Source organism: Alteromonas sp. W364 (assembly GCF_031846205.1).
Classification (GTDB): domain Bacteria; phylum Pseudomonadota; class Gammaproteobacteria; order Enterobacterales; family Alteromonadaceae; genus Glaciecola; species Glaciecola blandensis.
On sequence record NZ_JAVRID010000006.1, the window covers coordinates 223233 to 241232 of the forward strand.

The following is an 18000-nucleotide window of genomic DNA, read 5'->3' on the forward strand; positions in this document are numbered from 1 at the left end:
TCCCTGTGTCTAAGAAGTGAGGTAGTATACAGCGCTTGTGACAGCTTGAAAATCGAGATTAAAGTCTAATAACAATTTATTACCAATAAGCGCTTGCATGGATGAGTTGAATGTTTGATCATGCAAGGGAAGCAATCCTCAAGTTGGAGTTATCATGGAAATCGGCACCTTAGCCATCGGCATCATTATCGGTTTAGTTATTGGGGGCGCATTAGGCGCTGTGCTGTTTAAAAGCTTATCGGCTTCTTCAGAGAAAAAGCTTGGGCACAATGAACAAGAATTAAAAGCATTATTGGCTTTACAAGCCAGGCAGCATTTGGATTTAAGCCGTAACGCGCTGAATGAAATACAAAGTAAAACGGCTGAGCTAGCACGTCAACTTAATGACTATGAAGAATCATTGACTCAAGCGACGACAAGTAACGAAGATACAAAAGATACATTCTTTGGTGAACATGCAAGCTTGTTTCTACGTAACAATCTACAAAGCAACAAACATGATATTGCACTTGCTCAACCTGACGCTCAACCGAGAGACTTTGCAAATAGTGGTTCAGGCGTATTTGTCGGCGTTGAGGCCGAGGTAGAAAAAGAGAATAAATCACAAGCCTAGTGAACTAAAATCTCATTTCACTAGTCTTTGTAAGGTATTCAGTTAACTAATCATTATTGGAGTATCGAGATTAATGAAAGCAATTTTTCGTCAAATAGCTGTATGTATAACCGCAGGTTCCCTTGCATTGGGCGCTGCGACATCAGCATCAGCTTCTATCCCTTTCTTCTCTAGCAGTAAAGATGAGGTACCGTCTCTGGCACCTATGATCGAGCGCACCTCTCCAGCTGTCGTCAGTATTGCCGTTGAAGGTACGCAAGTCACTCGTCGTCAAGTCCCAGAAATGTTTAGGGAGTTTTTCGGTGCGCCCGACGAACAAGTGAGCGAGAGACCCTTCAGAGGGATGGGCTCTGGCGTCATTATCAATGCAGCAGAAGGTTATGTAGTCACAAACAATCATGTTGTCGATAATGCTGATGAGATTATTGTCAAACTTACTGACGGAAGAGAATTTACAGCCAAGAAACTCGGCGCTGATAAACAAAGCGATATCGCTCTACTTAAAATTGAAGCAGATGACCTGTCAGAAGTTGCCTTGGCAAATTCTGATCAACTTCGTGTGGGTGACTTTGTAGTCGCTATTGGTAACCCCTTTGGCCTAGGTCAAACAGTGACATCAGGCATTGTGAGTGCGCTAGGTCGTTCTGGCTTGAATATTGGTGGTTTAGAAGATTTCATTCAGACCGACGCTGCTATAAACCGAGGAAACTCTGGCGGTGCACTCGTCAACTTAAATGGCGAATTGGTTGGTATTAATACGGCGATTTTCGGACCAAATGGTGGCAATGTCGGTATAGGATTCGCCATCCCAAGCAATATGATGAAAAGCTTAGTCAATCAGATCGTTGAATTTGGCGAAGTGCGCCGTGGCTTACTTGGTATTCTGGGTAGAGACGTTGACGCAGGTATCGCAGAAGCGATGCGCTCCAAGAGTAATAAAGGTGCGTTTATTGAGGAAGTTGTGGCTGAATCTGCAGCCGCTAAAGCAGGCCTAAGTGCTGGTGATATCATTACTGAAATTAATGGCAACACACTTTCTAGTTTTGATGAGCTAAGAGCAAAAGTGGGAAGCATGGGTGCTGGTGCAGAAGTCGATTTAACCATCGTTCGCGATGGCGAAGAACAAGTGGTCGAAGTCACTCTTGGCGATGCTGGCATTACGCCAGAAGTTGCGAAAGAAATGCACCCCGCATTTGAAGGTAGTGAACTCAATAATGGCCAAGACAACGCAGGCAATGCAGGTGTTGTTGTCACGAATGTAGAGGTACGCTCTCCAGCAGCTCGCATTGGTTTAAAGGATGACGACGTGATCATCGGTTTAAATCGCCAACGAGTAAACAATGTTGCTGACTTACGTCGCCTTATTGAGGCCAACGAAGGCAATGTTATGGCCTTAAATGTGAAACGAGGTAGTTCTACAATCTACGTTGTTATCCGACAGTAATCGTCATATAAATCGTAAAGGAGGTAGGTGCATACATGGGCTTACCTCCTTTTTTATGGTTATTTCGAATAAAAACCGTTACTTAAGCTCCACACCCAATCATTATTGGCTATATTAAGCGCATTTTGTTTGTTATTATTCGCGCATTCAAACACGTAAACCAGTGAATCATGTCAACATTGCAACGCTTTTTCATCGCGCTACTAAAACCTATTATCCTTGGGTTAACAGTTGCCGCCATTTTGTTGATTTTCATTCCTGAGTTTAGGCAAGGTAGCGGCTTAAATGTGAAGTGGTTGAAGACCTCTGACAAAGCCCCTGAACGTGTTACCTACTATGAAGCTATTAGTCGTAGCGCACCCGCCGTTGTCAATATATACAGTGTCAGTATAGATAATCGAAACTCCATTTTCCGTAATCGCCCTAGCGAACGAACAAACCGCGGCTCTGGCGTAATCATGAATGAAGAAGGTTACTTGCTGACTTGTTATCATGTTATTAGAGAAGCTGATACCATTTACGTTCTGATACAAGACGGCAGGTCACTCGAAGCTCAAATTATCGGTTACGATACAATTACAGATTTAGCGGTGCTGAAAGTAGATGCCGACGACTTGCATGTCATGCCTCAGATACCAAAAACAGATGTTCGCGTTGGCGATGTGGTTATGGCTATCGGTAACCCTTTAGATTTGGGTCAAACAATTACGCAGGGAATCGTCAGTCGCACAGACCGCACTAACAATTTAGCTAACTATTTCGGTTTTATCCAAACAGATGCGGTGCTCAACCCTGGCAGTTCAGGTGGCGCCTTAATCGATAGTAATGGCTACTTAATGGGTATTACAAATGCAGAGTTTAAACGTATTGATAGAAACAGTCGCACGATTACTGAAGTAGATGGTGTTAATTTCGCGGTTCCCTATGAGCTAGCAAAACGCGTCATGGATGAAATCATCGTTTCAGGCACAGTCACCAGAGGCGAATTAGGATTCTCAGGAAATGTAGAACTGGGTAGTTCAGGTATGACTGTCACGCAAGTCGTTAGCGGGGGTCCTGCAGATCAAGCTGGCTTGCGTGTGGATGATGTCGTATTGTCCGTCAACGGAATTGCATTGAGTAATGCCAGTAAAGCCTTGGAGTTTGTCTCTGAAACAATGCCAGGTACTCAGCTTCAATTAGAAGTGAGTAGGAACAATCAAATCATCATTATGACCGTGACCGTTGGCGCCCTAGCCTCTTAAGCAAGCGGCGCTGTCTGTTGAAATATTATTCCGAAACCCGCTTAATATTAGCGCCTAAACCACTTAGCTTATGTTCTATTGCTTCGTAACCACGGTCTAAGTGATATATCCTATTAACCGTTGTTTCACCTTCTGCAACTAAACCAGCAATAACCAGGCTAGCCGAGGCTCTTAAGTCAGTCGCCATAACTTGTGCACCGGTTAGTTGAGAATTACCTTTCGATAAAGCACTATTGCCCTCTAGTTCAATATGAGCCCCCATCCTTTGGAGTTCAGGCACATGCATAAAGCGATTTTCAAAGATAGTTTCTGTGATCACGCCCGACCCTTCTGCCACCGAGTTGAGTGTCATAAACTGGGCCTGCATATCTGTTGGAAAACCTGGGTGAGGCACTGTCTTTAATTTCACCGCTTTGGGTGCTCGACCTTCCATATCCAACTCAATCCAGTCTTCGCCTACTTTAATGCTCGCACCAGCTTGTTCTAACTTGCTTAATACGGCGTCTAAAGTAGCTGGCGCTGCATGTTCACATCTCACACTACCACGACTGACTGCTGCAGCGACCAAGAATGTGCCGGTTTCAATTCTGTCAGGTAGCACTGAATAGTGACAGCCTTGTAGGTGTTTAACACCGGTAATTTTAATGCTGTCATTGCCCGCCCCTTCGATTTTAGCGCCCATGCTGTTTAGGCAGTTAGCTAGATCAACAATCTCCGGTTCTCTTGCTGCGTTTTCTAAAATTGTTTCACCATCAGCAAGCGATGCAGCCATCATTAAGTTTTCAGTTGCACCTACACTTACCATGTCCATGAATATACGCGCGCCTTTTAAACGACCATCGACTTCCGCGCGAATATAGCCTTCTTCAACCTCAATTTTAGCGCCCATTTTTTCAAGGCCTGATAGATGAAGATTGACAGGTCTGGCACCTATCGCACAGCCGCCTGGCAACGATACATTTGCTTTACCATGTTTAGCCAACAGTGGACCTAAGACCAAAATAGATGCGCGCATAGTGCGCACTAGGTCATACGAAGCAGTAACACTATTTAATTGGCTAGCATCAATTTCAACATGATTTTTGTTTACTTGGTTGACGCTTGCACCGAAATCTTTCAACAATAGCAAAGTCGTATTAATATCTCGTAAAGCGGGAACGTTCTCAAATGAACAAGTAGAATCAGCAAGTAGACTTGCGATCAACAAAGGTAGTGCGGCGTTTTTAGCGCCTGATATAGTGACCGAACCTGATAATGGCGGGCTTTTCTTGATGACCAACTTGTCCACGGGTACTCTCTTATTCGTTTTTCTTATTAATATTATTTGTGCTTTTGATTACTTTTATATAGTGAGTTATCACTAATCAAAGTTAAGAGTGGAACATCTTTTCGCGCTTCCACTGCTCAGTTGTAAAGGTTTTAATCGTAATTGCATGCATTGTGCCGTCTGCTATTTTGTCGGACAGCGGCTTATAAATCAGTTGCTGTTTCTTTACGCGGGTCATGGTATCAAATCGGTCATCGACCGCAATGATCTGATAGTGAGAGCCTTCGCTTTTCACTTTTACATCATTTAGCGAAAGTTCGCCTTTCAATAGATCCGCAATATCTTCGTTTGTCATTCTATTCTCTGTTTACTCTATTAACTGTTCAGCGTTGCTTAGCTTCGCCAACTCTATCAGCTTCGCAGGGGAATTTTGAATGGTAACATCAACGCCGTGTTGTTTTAAATCTCGTTTCAAATTAATTAGCCAAGCGAGTCCAGCACTATCGCCTCTGACCACGTCAGCAAGGTCAACTCGCAACTTACTCGCTTTTTGTAGGCGCGCTTTATCTTTAGATGATGCCATCAACCAATAATCTTTGCTGAGCGTTAATTGATCAATATCGCCGCTGATGATTAAGCTAAGGTTTTGTGTTTCTTCACATGTCTGTAGATTTGCTTGCATTTGATGTTTTACTTTTCTTCAAGAACGATCGGTTGCTCAATGCTTTCACGCATCAACTCAATCACTCGATCGATACCGTCCTGTCTCAACACCGACTCAAACTCGCTGCGCTTACTGGACAATAAACTGATACCTTCAGCAACCATATCATAAGCTTGCCATTCGTTTGACTTTCTATCTTTGCGCACCTTGAAAGCCACTTTGATGTCAGGTCTCTCATCGTCTTTAATCACCGCACGAACAGTTACATCAGAACGCCCGTCAAAATTGATAGCTGGCGCAAATTCAACGAATTGATCATCATAGTAACCCAATGCTACTGCATAGCTGGTAATTAAGTATTCACGAAAAACTGATACAAACTCAAGAAGCTTTTCTCTAGGTACCTTTTGTGCGTATTTGCCCAAAACCTTGAAGGCTGAAAAACGGTAGTCGATATAAGGTAGCAACTCTTCTTCCATCACTTTACGTAAGAGTTCAGGGTCTTGCTTAATCGCATCCTTCTCTTTTTTCATGCGTTCAAAAGTTAAACCAGCCACTTCTTGGATCATTAAGTACGGGTCGTCTTGCTTTGCCGCATGGGCACTAGATGCTGTCAATATGACCATCATCGCAGTCAACATTGTTAATAAGTACTTAATACGACTACATGTTTTCACTTTCACACTCTTCCCCTTCTGCACACTGCGAGATTAATTATTCTGAATCTTTACCAAATAAGAATTGACCAATCAGGTCTTCTAGTACCAAGGCTGATTTGGTATCTACGATAAACTGCGTTTCACCCTCTTTATCACCGAGGTAAATCGGATCTTCACCTGGAAAAATAAAACCGGGTGTTAGACCCACATACTGCTCACCAAGTAAACCAGCGGTTAAAATGGATACCGAACTCGTTTCTGGAAAGGTCTGTGCATATTCGTCAGATATTTCCATTACGACAACAGGAATGAGCTCTTGTTCATCTAAATAAATACGAGAGACTCTGCCCACCACAACGCCACCGACTTTTACCGATGAACGCGGTTTCAAACCACCAATGTTGTCAAACTTTGCATTGACGACATATGCTTCGCCGCCACCGCTCATTCCCTTATTGGCTACTTGTAATGCTAAAAGTAATGTTGCGGCTATCGCCAAGGCAACGAAAATACCTACCATTAATTCTGTTTTCTTGCTTGTCATCTCAATTCCTAATTAATTCCAAACATTAGTGCTGTTAGCACAAAATCTAATCCCAACACTGCGAGTGATGAAAACACCACAGTTTCGGTTGTTGCTTTGCTTATTCCTTCAGAAGTAGGAATTGCGTCATAGCCTTTGTAAAGAGCTATCCACACCACGACCAATGCAAACACAATACTTTTTATTACGCCATTTATAACGTCTTTGTCCCATTCGACCGTGGCTTGCATTATTGACCAGTAACTACCTGAATCAACGCCTAACCAATCTACCCCAACCAAATGACCGCCAAGGATACCAACGGCGCTGAATATTAGCGCGAGCAAGGGCATTGAAATAACACCCGCCCAAAAACGAGGACTGATTATACGGCGGAGCGGGTCAACAGCCATCATTTCCAAACTACTGAGCTGCTCGGTTGCTTTCATCAAGCCTATTTCAGCAGTCAGTGCCGAGCCTGCTCGCCCAGCAAATAGCAAGGCCGTCACAACCGGACCTAACTCTCTTAACAATGACAGAGCGACCATGGGGCCGAGACTGCCTTCGGCGCCATAATTGACCAAAATAGTGTAGCCCTGCAACGCCATTACCATGCCGATAAACAAACCAGATACAATAATAATTAACAAGCTTTGCACGCCAACGACGTATATTTGCTGAATAATCAAAGGAATGTTTTTCAATCGAGGTAAGGCAAACAAGCCACCCCAAAGCATCAACGAGGCATTTCCTATCGCACTTAAGCGGGATAAGGTTCCTGCCCCTAAATTGATTAGCCAATTCATTCCTTGCCTCCTAGGAAAGATGTTTCCATTGACTCAGAAGGGAAATGAAATGGGACAGGCCCATCGGCATTACCTTGTAAAAACTGCTGCACCAGCTCTGATTTAGATTCACGGATTTCGGAAGGCGTACCAGCACCAATTATCCGTTTATCAGCAAGAATATAGGCGTAATCTGCGATAGAAAGCACCTCATTGACGTCGTGAGTAACCACAATGCTAGTCAACCCCAAGGCAGAATTTAATTCTTTAATCAGCTTCACCAATACGCCCATTGAAATAGGATCTTGGCCTGCGAAAGGTTCGTCGTACATGATGAGTTCTGGATCGAGTGCGATAGCTCTTGCCAACGCCGCTCTTCTAGCCATACCGCCAGATAGCTCGCTAGGCATCAAATGTGCAGCGCCTCGCAAGCCAACGGCTTCTAATTTTAATAATACGATTGTCTCGATGATTGCCTCGGAGAGCTTGGTGTGTTCTCGGAGAGGAAATGCAACGTTGTCAAACACCGATATATTTGTAAACAGAGCACCGCTTTGAAATAGCATGCTCATTTTTCTGCGCACGTCATATAATCGTTTGCGGCTCATCTGATGAATATTTTCATCTTGAAACAACACTTCACCGCTTTCCGGGGTCAATTGGCCTCCGATCAACTTCAAAAGAGTCGTTTTACCAATACCACTAGGTCCCATGACCGCGGTAATTGCACCCTTTTGCACCTGCATCGAGATGCTATCGTAGATAACACGTTCGCCGCGCTCAAAATGCATTTTGTTAATATCAACTAAAATGTCTGACATTCTGTGTTCTTTATTCCTATTTTGTCTTGCATCTTAGCTGCATCCTTACATCGCTCTTACCGAGCTTTACGTTGTACAGAACACACAGCATGCATATAAAAATTGTATTAATTTTACTGTTAACTACACTTTAACTGAGCAACCCACTTAAGGATTCGCTGATACCCTAGTAAAGACGAGTAATAGCGCTAAAAAGTTCATAAAATGAAGATTAACAAAGTTTAATGACTCTAAGCTGAACAAGACCATCAATTTCGCCATTTTCTTCACATAAAAGGCTTTTATTTTCAAATTTCCCTAAGGAATCTTGAAAAACCTGCGATGTAGCCCTAAATTATAGCGTAATAAGGACAGCTATGTGGTTATAATTTGCGGTTTTTCAAGGCGATTAATAGTATTTATTCGTAACAAAATTTATAAATTGTAATGAAAACTTACAAAAAGTAGCCAAAGCCCATTTTGTTTTAGACATTTTAGTGTCAAATGGCCCTACTTTTTGCGACAATAGAAAAACTACTTAGAAGAGACTACTTACTCAGTGTTAATACAAATTGTTATATTTTTAATAGGCTTAGCAGTACTAAGTTGGAGTGCTGACAAGTTTGTTTACGGTGCCTCAGCATTAGCCAAGAACTTCGGCGTGTCGCCAATGATGATTGGTTTGACGATTGTCGCGATGGGCTCTAGCGCACCAGAAATTGTTGTTTCAGCCACTGCCTCGATTAATGGTAATCCCAACACTGCGGTAGGGAATGCCTTAGGCTCTAATATTACAAACATTGCTTTGGTTTTGGGCATTACAGCGCTTATTAAGCCTCTGCTTGTATCTTCTACCACGCTCAAGCGTGAACTCCCCGTCTTATTGCTAGTCACATTATTTGCTGTGTACTTTCTATCCGACAGTTATTTAAGCCCTGTTGAAGGCATTATCTTAATCACCATGTTTGTCATTGTATTAGGCGGAATGGCTTGGCTATCGTTTAAAGTCGATAAGAACGATCCTCTGATTGCTGAAACAGAAGACGAGATTCCAAATAACGTTCCGACAGTTAATGCGGTAACGTGGGTGATTGTTGGCTTAGTCATGTTGCCCCTTAGTGCGCACTTTTTAGTAGAAAGTGCCGTGTTTATTGCGCGCCATTTTGGTGTGAGTGATTTGGTTATTGGTCTCACCATCATTGCTTTAGGAACGAGCTTACCAGAACTTGCTGCAAGTATTGCCGGTGTGAGAAAGGGTGAAGATGATTTAGCCTTAGGCAACATCATCGGCTCGAACATATTTAATATTCTGGCTGTTCTCGCAATGCCAGGCTTGATAGCACCTGGGCTATTGGATGCCGACGCTTCAAGTCGAGACTCCTACGTTATGCTTGGCCTAACGATATTGTTATTTGTATTTTGCTTTAATCTGCGTGGTACACGACAGATCAATCGCTATGAAGGCGGTATTTTTGTGCTAGCGTTTTTAGCGTATCAATACTGGCTTTTCGCATAAAGTAACAGTTTAAACAGAATCTTGTGTTGTTCATGCCAGATTCAGGCATCGGTATTTATAGTCCTAAATAGGACAAAAGAAACGAGAAGATAATGAGCTTTTTGCAAACCGCAAATAAAGTATTCGAAAATGAAATTGCCGCTTTGACGCGCTTGCAAGACCGACTCGACGAAAAATTTAATCAAGCTTGTGAGCTTATGTTGCATTGCGAAGGAAAAGTAGTTGTCTGTGGTATGGGCAAATCGGGCCATATCGGTAACAAGATAGCAGCAACACTGGCTAGCACCGGCACACCTTCATTCTTCATGCATCCAGGTGAAGCCAACCATGGCGATTTGGGTATGCTGGCCTCTGGCGATGTATTTATCGGTATTTCTAACTCTGGCGAAACGCAAGAACTCACCAGTCTACTTCCCGTCATCAAACGCAAAGGCATCCCGACGATTGCCATTACGAATAATGATGCCAGCTCACTTGCAAAGCATGCTGACGTCGCTCTCAACATACAAGTCACCAAAGAGGCTTGTTCTCTTGGTTTAGCACCAACCACAAGCACTACCTCAACCTTAGTACTTGGCGATGCACTGGCAGTTGCCTTACTCGAAGCTAAAGGGTTTACCGCTGACGACTTTGCCCTCTCTCATCCTGGAGGCTCTTTAGGCAAACGTTTGTTGCTAACAGTTGACGATATAATGGCACGAGATGACGAATTGCCTATCGTCTTAGAAACTGCCTCGGTCACCGAAGCGCTATTCGAGATATCTAACAAAGGCTTGGGGATGACTGGCGTTGTAGATGCTCAACAACAATTATTGGGTGTATTCACTGATGGTGACTTACGCAGAGCCTTAGATAAACATATCGACATTCATCACTCAATAGTTACTGAAGTAATGACCAAAGGCAGTATTACGATTGAACAGCATAAGTTAGCGGTGGATGCATTAAACGTTATGCAGCAACATAAAATCAATGCCTTGTTCGTTGTTGATGCTGACAGACACCCCGTGGGCGCGATTAAAATGCACACCTTGTTAAAAGCCGGAGTGGTGTAATGGCTAAAGTAAATACATTGTACGGACAGATAGACCAAAGCCTCATGAACAAATTTGCCAACATCAGGCTACTCGTATGTGACGTGGATGGTGTTTTCTCTGATGGTACGATTTTGTTGGGCAATCAAGGTGAAGAGCTAAAAGCATTTAACACCAAAGACGGATATGGCATCAAAGCACTCTCTAAAGTGGGTGTCGATGTAGCCGTAATTACTGGGCGGCAGTCGCAAATTGTTGCGAACCGTATGCAAGCCTTGAATGTGAAACACATTATGCAGAATCGGGAAGATAAGCAAGTCGCGATTAAGGAGTTGATTCGTGATTATGGATATACGAATTCTCAAATTGCGAGTGTCGGCGATGACATGCCCGACACAGGTATGTTTTTAGAAAGTGAAATTGGCATCGCAGTTGCTGATGCCCATCCAATGGTGAAGCAAAAGGCGACTTTTTGTACCAGCTTAGACGGCGGGCGTGGTGCTATTCGTGAAATTTGTGATTTAATATTACAAGCAAAAGGAAAGCTGGAAGAAATCCATGGGGCTAGTGTATGAATCGACTAGCGCTCAGTATCATCCTTATTTTCAGTGCCGCACTTGCGCTGTACGTACCCATTTGGATGGAAGAAGAAGAACAAGTTGAGGTGAGCGATAAAGACGCTGCACTCGTGCCTAACTATCAGGCCCTAAATTTACGCAGTAAAATATTTGATAAAGATGGTCAGCTCACTCATCAAGTCAGTGCCGCAAAAATGGAACACTACGACCTACTTGAATATGTAAACTTTGAGCAACCTGAATACACTATCTACTTAGCCGAGACCGGCGAGAGTTGGCAGCTTGTCGCAAGTGAAGGAACGTTTTATGACAACAATCGACTAGAGCTTGCCTCGGATGTTGTGATCAGTAGTCAACAAACTAACGACTACATACAAACCATTTCTACTGACTACATTTCTTTTAGTTTAGACACTCAAGAATTGTCTTCAGATCAACCAGTTGCTATATCTGGTTCGAATTTTACGATTAATAGTATTGGGTTTAGCGCAAATCTAGAAACCCAACAATACGAGTTAAAAAAACATGTTGAAACTGAATACTTACCTACTCGCTAGTTGCTTAACGCTAGGTTTAGCGTTTTCGAGCACAGCGCAGGAAATCATTCAAAAGAGTGATTTTGAGCAACCCATTAGACTTGAGTCTGAAAATACCTTTGCCGATAGTAAAGAGAAAGTGCTGTTTTACGAGGGTAACGTCAAGATTACTCAAGGTAGCTTAAAAATTAGCGCCGATAAAATGGAAGTGATAGGCACCAATGGGGCTGGGCGTGAAATTTTTATTGCCACCGGCAAACCTGCTTCTTATATCCAACAATTGGCCGACGGCAGCATGGTCGAAGCCCGTGCGAATGAAATCAAATACATTAAAGCTGACCGCACCATTTCTTTGAAAGGCAATGCACAACTTCTGCAGAATGCCTTTACGATTAAAGGTGATTCAATTATTTTTGATATGCAAAAAGAACAGGTGCTGGCCAACACAAATGAGAAAAGTAACACGCCTACCGTGACAATTTTCAGTCCAGATACGATTCAGAAAACCAAAGACACCTTGAAAAATAAAGCAGAAGACGCAGATAAGAAGCAAGAGGACGATCAATAGTGAGTAAACTCGTTGCCAATCATCTCGCCAAGTCATACAAAGCTAGGCAAGTCGTTAGAGACGTCAGTATTGAGGTATCCACAGGCCAAATCGTTGGCTTGTTAGGCCCCAATGGCGCCGGTAAAACCACTACTTTTTACATGATCGTTGGGCTCGTACCTATCGATAAAGGTGAAATTTTCATTGATCAGCTAGATTTATCAATTCAGCCCATGCATGAGAGAGCAAGACACGGTATCGGTTATTTACCGCAAGAAGCTTCGATTTTCCGGAAACTAACGGTATATGAAAATCTAATGGCTATTTTGCAAACGAGAAAAGAACTCACAAAAGACCAGCGCGAGCAACAAGCCGATGATTTAATGGATGAATTTAATGTGAATCATATTCGAAACAATCTTGGGATGAGTTTGTCAGGCGGGGAGCGGCGTAGAGTCGAGATCGCGCGAGCTTTAGCAGCAAATCCTAAATTTATTTTGCTCGATGAACCCTTCGCCGGTGTTGACCCAATTTCTGTTAATGATATAAAGAAGATAATACAACAATTAAAAGAACGTGATATTGGTGTATTAATAACTGACCACAATGTTCGAGAAACCCTCGATGTTTGTGAACAAGCGTATATAGTAAGTCATGGCGAACTAATCGCCTCAGGCAGTGCTGAGGAAGTTCTCAGTAACCAAAAAGTGCGAGATGTTTATCTCGGTGAACAATTTGTCTTATAGGTATTCCGTATCATGTTTAGAATTCGGCACGTCTCGCCGTTAACATTAGGTCAAGGGCATCAATGAAGCCTTCATTGCAGTTAAAATTCAGTCAACAACTTACGATGACGCCTCAGTTGCAGCAGGCGATCAAGCTATTACAGTTATCTACGCTAGACCTGCAACAAGAAATCCAAGAAGCGCTTGACTCAAATCCCTTATTGGAAATTGATGAAAGTGAACACAATAATGACAAGCAGTCAGAAGAGAATAGTGCAAACGATAGAGAGCAAGCTGATTCTAGCGACCTCAATTCGGCAAATTCTGACAACATCGATAGTCATGACGCCTTAGAAAACAATCAACTCACTGATGATTTACCGATCGACAGTTCATGGGAAGAATACCTCAGTTCGTCTTCTGCACCAGCAACGATGACAGGTGGCTCAAGCCCCGACGACGACTACGTCTTTCAAGGTGAGACCTCAGAAAATATCCAAGACCACTTAATCTGGCAGATGGAATTAACGCCCTTCTCTGATATTGACCGTTCTATCGCTATCGCAATTATCGACAGTATCGACGAATCAGGCTATTTAACCGTCAGTTGCGAAGACATTTTGGATAGCTTACAAAACGAAGAGATTGAGCTTGATGAAGTGGAATGTGTTTTAAAACGCATTCAAATGTTTGACCCTATTGGCTCTGGGTCCCGCTCACCTCAAGAATGCTTGCTGGTGCAACTCAATCAGTTTGCTCCCGACACACCTTGGGTCGCTGAAACTAAACATTTGCTAAGCGAACACAGTGATTTACTAAGTAGTAAAGACTACCGCACTTTAATGCGTAAAACGAAGTTGAAAGAAGACCAACTGCGTGAAGTGATGCGTCTGCTACAAACACTCAATCCCCGTCCTGGGAGTGAGATAGCAACCAAAGAGCCGGAATATGTCATTCCAGATGTCACTGTGCTCAAGAAAAACGGTCGCTGGGTTGTTGAATTAAATAATGATTCACTGCCGCCATTAGTGGTTAATCAAGAGTATGCGGCCTTAAGTAAAAGTACAAAAAATTCGAACGATTCCCAATTTATTAAGTCTCATTTACAAGAGGCGAAATGGTTTATCAAAAGTTTAGAAAGCCGCAACGAAACACTCCTAAAGGTGTCTCATTGTATTGTGCAGCAACAAATGGGCTTTTTTGAACACGGCCCAGAAATGATGAAACCGATGGTACTAAATGACGTAGCTGAAATGGTGGATATGCACGAATCGACTATATCTCGAGTTACCACACAAAAGTATATGCACACGCCACGTGGCATTTATGAGTTAAAGTACTTTTTCTCTAGCCATGTTTCTACTGAGTCTGGAGGAGAGTGTTCATCTACTGCGATAAGAGCATTAATTAAGAAGTTAGTGGCTGCAGAGTTACCTAGCAAGCCATTAAGTGATAGCAAGATTGCGCAATTGTTAGCTGATCAAGGTATTCAAGTTGCACGGCGGACAATTGCGAAATATCGAGAGTCTCTCTCGATTCCCCCGTCGAACCAAAGAAAAAGTCTTTTATAAGACGACATTAGAGGACGTAACATTATGCAAATTAATCTAACAGGTCACCACGTAGATATTACAGATTCACTCAGAGCATATGTCGATACTAAGTTTGAGAAGTTAGAACGACACTTCGACCATATCAGCAACGTACACGTGGTGTTAAACGTCGAAAAGCTGAGCCAAAAAGCAGAAGCTACTGTGCATTTAAAGGGTGACGTTGTTCACGCAAATGCCGAGCATAATGACATGTATGCAGCCATTGATGGCCTTATCGATAAACTAGACAGACAGGTTATTAAACACAAGGAAAAACTAAAGCGACACTAGTTGCTTAAGAGTTAATATGATCATATCTGATATCATTTCTTTAGACCGCACTGAATGTGCGGTCGATTGTCACAGTAAAAAAAGAATTTTCGAAGTCATCAGCGAGATTGCGGCCAGAGAAAACCCATCATTAGCACTTGGCGATATACTCGCGAGTATAGTGAGCCGAGAAAAAATGGGCAGCACAGGTATTGGAAATGGCATTGCCATTCCTCATGGCCGTATCGACGGCATAGACGATATCGTAGCTGTTGTCGTCACGAGTGAAGAACCTATCGACTTTGACGCTATAGACGACAGACCCGTTGATATTTTCTTTGCACTATTAGTACCATCAGAGCAAACAGAAGAGCATCTTCAGACACTTTCTTCTATTGCACAAAAACTCAGTGATAAAGAAATCGTGAAAACGATTAGAAAAGCCACAAGTAAAGACCAAATAATCGCAGCGCTAGCATAACCAAAACCTAGAATAAGGGGCTCATCATTGAATCTAATCATCATTAGCGGACGCTCCGGTTCAGGCAAATCAATAGCATTGCGCGCCCTAGAAGACTTGGGCTACTACTGCGTAGACAATATTCCGGTCAGCTTACTCCCCACGCTAACGCATACCTTGGCCGATGAGAATGAAAAAGTAGCCGTTAGCATCGACGTACGAAACATTCCCAAAATGGCTAACGAAGTGTCTGAAATTGTCGACTTCTTACCAGATATTTGGGAAGTGACTATTTTATATCTGGATGCAAGTGACGATGTACTTATCAAACGCTATAGTGAGACGCGCCGCTTACATCCCTTGTTCAAACTGAACAAATCATTGTCGGAATCGATTGAGGCTGAGCGTGAAATCCTCGTGCCAGTATCAGAAAAAGCAGACTTGCATATCAATACCGATAATTTATCGCTTCATGAGCTCTCTGAGCTGATTAGAGAGCGCGTATTAGGGAAGAAGAGCACTAACCTCGTTATCGTCTTTGAGTCCTTTGGTTTTAAATACGGTATACCAAAAGATGCTGATTATGTGTTTGATGCCCGTTTTCTGCCCAACCCGCACTGGGAACCCGATCTTAAACCTCTGACTGGCTTAGATGGCCCTGTACAAGTATTCCTTGGCGGCCAACCTCTAGTGACCAAGTTCATTTGGCAAATCCAAAATCTTATTAGTACTTGGTTACCGCATTTAGAGCGTAATAATCGAAGTTACGTGACTGTTGCGATCGGCTGTACTGGTGGCCAACATCGCTCAGTTTTTGTGGCCGAGTCATTGTGTAGCAGTTTCCGTTCTAGCCACGGTGACGTGCAAGTGAGACACCGCGAGTTGAAAATCATTAAAGCGCTTGAAAATAAGCCTGAAGATGGCGACGAGGCTACTCGGCTATGACTCTTGAAAAACAACTTACCATCGTTAACAAGCTAGGTTTACACGCCAGAGCTGCAACACAGTTAGCCAAGCTTGCCAATCAGTTTGAATCCTCTATCACCCTTCATCAAGGCGATAAAGAAGCGTTTGCCAATAGTGTTTTAGCCTTGATGATGCTTGAAAGCAGTCAAGGCAAACAGGTTCTGCTGCGTTGCGATGGTCCAGACGCACAAGAAGCCATGGATGCTATCGCTAGCCTTATCGTAAACCGCTTTAACGAAGATGAATAAATTTCAATAAAATCAATAAGACAGATAACACTAATGAAAACTAGTGTTATACTTAGCGCATATTCGACCAAACTTAACATAGACAGTCCTGTATAGAGTGGCAACTCAGCCTCAATCTCTTTACAAAGACGACGAAAGGGTCTTATGGCGGAAACAGTAGAATCAAGCAACGTACAAAGTCAACTGGACTCGATTAGCCAATCACTAAGCGACGGTACCTTTGTGCAAGTCAGAAAACTACTGCATGATTTGCCATCCAGTGACGTTGCTTTACTACTTGAGTCCAGCCCCCTAAAAACGCGTAAAGAACTCTGGGAGCTATTAGACGCTGATTTTCATGGTGAAGTCCTCGAAGAATTATCAGAAGATGTCAGAAACGGTATTATCTCGAAGATGGTGCCATCAAGCGTTGTTGATGCGCTTGAAGACATGGACACCGATGACTTAGCTGAAACATTAAGTACCCTGCCCGATACCGTCCTGCAAAGCATCCTCAAATCAATGGATGCGCAAGATAGACAGCGTGCCGAGAAAGCACTCTCATACGGTGAAGATACCGCCGGCTTTATCATGAATACCGATACCATCACCTTGCGTCCTGACGTGACCGTTGATGTTGTATTACGTTACTTACGTTTAAAAGGTGAACTGCCAGAAAATACAGATACGCTTTATGTTGTTAATCGCCATGACAACCTCATCGGTACAGTGCTTGCTACAAAGCTACTGACCTCACCGCCTGAGGTCAGCGTTAGCGAAATCATGAATGAAGAAGCTGAAACCATTCCCGTGAACATGAGTGACAGCGAAGTCGCCAGCATGTTTGAAAGATACGATTGGCTTTCTGCACCTGTTATTGACGAGAATAAAACCTTAGTTGGTCGTATCACAATTGATGACGTGGTTGATATTATTCGTGAAGATGCGGAACACAGCATGATGAGTATGGCGGGCCTTGATGATGAAGAGGATACCTTTGCACCAGTAGGCCAAAGTACAAAACGACGTTCTATTTGGCTGGGAGTAAACCTTGTAACAGCGTTGTTAGCCGCGGCTGTGAGCGATTTGTTTGAGGCGACTTTGAGTCAATTAGCCGTGCTCGCTATCTTAAACACAATTGTGCCAAGTATGGGTGGTGTTGCTGGTAATCAAACGCTAACACTGGTTATTCGTGGTATGGCGCTAGGCCATGTTAGTGGTAGTAACTCGGTTTGGCTGGTCAGAAAAGAATTAGCGATAGGCTTTTTGAACGGTATTATCTGGGCGACCTTGATCGCCTCTGTTATCGCTATTTGGAAACAAGATTTCATGTTAGGCGCGGTTATCGCGTTCGCCATGATGATGAACATGATTGCTGCTGGTTTAGCCGGTGCAACACTGCCGATCATTATGAAACGGTTTAAGATTGATCCAGCCCTCGCTGGCAGTGTTATATTGACTACGATCACGGATGTGGTCGGAATATTTGCTTTTTTAGGTACAGCTACTTTATTCTTACTTTAGTTTAGGACTATTTAACTTGGAAGTTC

22 protein-coding genes are annotated in these 18000 nt (G+C 43.1%); 15 read left to right on the forward strand and 7 right to left on the reverse strand.

Annotated elements, in window-relative coordinates; genetic code table 11:
• Positions 1-154: 154 nt before the first annotated feature.
• From RM556_RS11690 to RM556_RS11700, 3 genes are all read left to right on the forward strand, one after another.
• On the forward strand, positions 155-613 hold the full coding sequence (locus RM556_RS11690) for a ZapG family protein (protein ID WP_311362857.1): 459 nt from the start codon (positions 155-157) through the stop codon (positions 611-613).
• 73 nt (positions 614-686) lie between these two features.
• Complete coding sequence (locus tag RM556_RS11695; RefSeq protein WP_311374661.1) at positions 687-2057, forward strand: DegQ family serine endoprotease; 1371 nt, start codon at positions 687-689, stop codon at positions 2055-2057.
• A gap of 170 nt (positions 2058-2227) precedes the next feature.
• The gene (locus tag RM556_RS11700) at positions 2228-3301 is read left to right on the forward strand and encodes a trypsin-like peptidase domain-containing protein (RefSeq protein ID WP_311362859.1); all 1074 of its coding nucleotides are present in this window, start codon (positions 2228-2230) and stop codon (positions 3299-3301) included.
• 25 nt (positions 3302-3326) lie between these two features.
• Here the strand turns inward: RM556_RS11700 and murA are convergent, their stop codons facing one another.
• The 7 genes from murA to mlaF all read right to left on the reverse strand — a co-directional run bounded on the left by murA (position 3327) and on the right by mlaF (position 8020).
• Positions 3327-4589, reverse strand: coding sequence for a UDP-N-acetylglucosamine 1-carboxyvinyltransferase (gene murA, locus RM556_RS11705; RefSeq protein ID WP_311374662.1), 1263 nt, complete (start codon positions 4587-4589; stop codon positions 3327-3329).
• Positions 4590-4671: 82 nt separating this feature from the next.
• Positions 4672-4923: a BolA/IbaG family iron-sulfur metabolism protein gene (locus tag RM556_RS11710; protein ID WP_311374663.1), complete on the reverse strand. Its 252-nt coding sequence runs from the start codon at positions 4921-4923 to the stop codon at positions 4672-4674.
• A gap of 12 nt (positions 4924-4935) precedes the next feature.
• Positions 4936-5250, reverse strand: coding sequence for an STAS domain-containing protein (locus RM556_RS11715; RefSeq protein ID WP_311362862.1), 315 nt, complete (start codon positions 5248-5250; stop codon positions 4936-4938).
• Positions 5251-5258: 8 nt separating this feature from the next.
• Positions 5259-5873 carry an ABC transporter substrate-binding protein gene (locus tag RM556_RS11720; protein ID WP_311374693.1) on the reverse strand — a complete coding sequence of 205 codons (615 nt, stop codon included), beginning with the start codon at positions 5871-5873 and terminating at the stop codon, positions 5259-5261.
• Between the two features lie 73 nt (positions 5874-5946).
• On the reverse strand, positions 5947-6435 hold the full coding sequence (mlaD, locus tag RM556_RS11725; protein WP_311362863.1) for an outer membrane lipid asymmetry maintenance protein MlaD: 489 nt from the start codon (positions 6433-6435) through the stop codon (positions 5947-5949).
• An 8-nt stretch (positions 6436-6443) separates the two neighbouring features.
• Positions 6444-7220 carry a lipid asymmetry maintenance ABC transporter permease subunit MlaE gene (gene mlaE / locus RM556_RS11730; protein WP_311362864.1) on the reverse strand — a complete coding sequence of 259 codons (777 nt, stop codon included), beginning with the start codon at positions 7218-7220 and terminating at the stop codon, positions 6444-6446.
• Positions 7217-8020: a phospholipid ABC transporter ATP-binding protein MlaF gene (gene mlaF, locus RM556_RS11735; RefSeq protein WP_311362865.1), complete on the reverse strand. Its 804-nt coding sequence runs from the start codon at positions 8018-8020 to the stop codon at positions 7217-7219. Before mlaF ends, mlaE begins: the two co-directional genes overlap by 4 nt.
• A gap of 538 nt (positions 8021-8558) precedes the next feature.
• Here mlaF and RM556_RS11740 point away from each other — a divergent pair.
• From RM556_RS11740 to mgtE, 12 genes are all read left to right on the forward strand, one after another.
• Positions 8559-9515 carry a calcium/sodium antiporter gene (locus RM556_RS11740; RefSeq protein WP_311362866.1) on the forward strand — a complete coding sequence of 319 codons (957 nt, stop codon included), beginning with the start codon at positions 8559-8561 and terminating at the stop codon, positions 9513-9515.
• A 92-nt stretch (positions 9516-9607) separates the two neighbouring features.
• Positions 9608-10570 (forward strand): KpsF/GutQ family sugar-phosphate isomerase, encoded by a 963-nt coding sequence (locus RM556_RS11745; RefSeq protein ID WP_311374664.1) that lies wholly within the window; start codon positions 9608-9610, stop codon positions 10568-10570.
• Complete coding sequence (gene kdsC, locus RM556_RS11750) at positions 10570-11124, forward strand: 3-deoxy-manno-octulosonate-8-phosphatase KdsC (protein ID WP_311374665.1); 555 nt, start codon at positions 10570-10572, stop codon at positions 11122-11124. Before RM556_RS11745 ends, kdsC begins: the two co-directional genes overlap by 1 nt.
• The gene (gene lptC, locus RM556_RS11755; protein ID WP_311362869.1) at positions 11121-11684 is read left to right on the forward strand and encodes an LPS export ABC transporter periplasmic protein LptC; all 564 of its coding nucleotides are present in this window, start codon (positions 11121-11123) and stop codon (positions 11682-11684) included. Before kdsC ends, lptC begins: the two co-directional genes overlap by 4 nt.
• Positions 11653-12231 carry a lipopolysaccharide transport periplasmic protein LptA gene (lptA, locus tag RM556_RS11760; protein ID WP_311374666.1) on the forward strand — a complete coding sequence of 193 codons (579 nt, stop codon included), beginning with the start codon at positions 11653-11655 and terminating at the stop codon, positions 12229-12231. Before lptC ends, lptA begins: the two co-directional genes overlap by 32 nt.
• Complete coding sequence (gene lptB, locus RM556_RS11765; protein WP_311362871.1) at positions 12231-12956, forward strand: LPS export ABC transporter ATP-binding protein; 726 nt, start codon at positions 12231-12233, stop codon at positions 12954-12956. Before lptA ends, lptB begins: the two co-directional genes overlap by 1 nt.
• A 62-nt stretch (positions 12957-13018) precedes the next feature.
• Complete coding sequence (locus RM556_RS11770) at positions 13019-14506, forward strand: RNA polymerase factor sigma-54 (protein WP_311362872.1); 1488 nt, start codon at positions 13019-13021, stop codon at positions 14504-14506.
• 24 nt (positions 14507-14530) lie between these two features.
• Positions 14531-14818 (forward strand): ribosome hibernation promoting factor, encoded by a 288-nt coding sequence (gene hpf / locus RM556_RS11775; protein WP_311362873.1) that lies wholly within the window; start codon positions 14531-14533, stop codon positions 14816-14818.
• A 16-nt stretch (positions 14819-14834) separates the two neighbouring features.
• The gene (gene ptsN, locus RM556_RS11780) at positions 14835-15278 is read left to right on the forward strand and encodes a PTS IIA-like nitrogen regulatory protein PtsN (RefSeq protein WP_311362874.1); all 444 of its coding nucleotides are present in this window, start codon (positions 14835-14837) and stop codon (positions 15276-15278) included.
• A gap of 27 nt (positions 15279-15305) precedes the next feature.
• Positions 15306-16202 (forward strand): RNase adapter RapZ, encoded by an 897-nt coding sequence (gene rapZ, locus RM556_RS11785; RefSeq protein ID WP_311362875.1) that lies wholly within the window; start codon positions 15306-15308, stop codon positions 16200-16202.
• Positions 16199-16471 (forward strand): HPr family phosphocarrier protein, encoded by a 273-nt coding sequence (locus RM556_RS11790; protein ID WP_311362876.1) that lies wholly within the window; start codon positions 16199-16201, stop codon positions 16469-16471. The genes rapZ and RM556_RS11790 overlap by 4 nt, the downstream gene beginning before the upstream one ends.
• A gap of 144 nt (positions 16472-16615) precedes the next feature.
• Positions 16616-17974: a magnesium transporter gene (gene mgtE / locus RM556_RS11795; protein WP_311374667.1), complete on the forward strand. Its 1359-nt coding sequence runs from the start codon at positions 16616-16618 to the stop codon at positions 17972-17974.
• Positions 17975-18000: the final 26 nt, after the last annotated feature.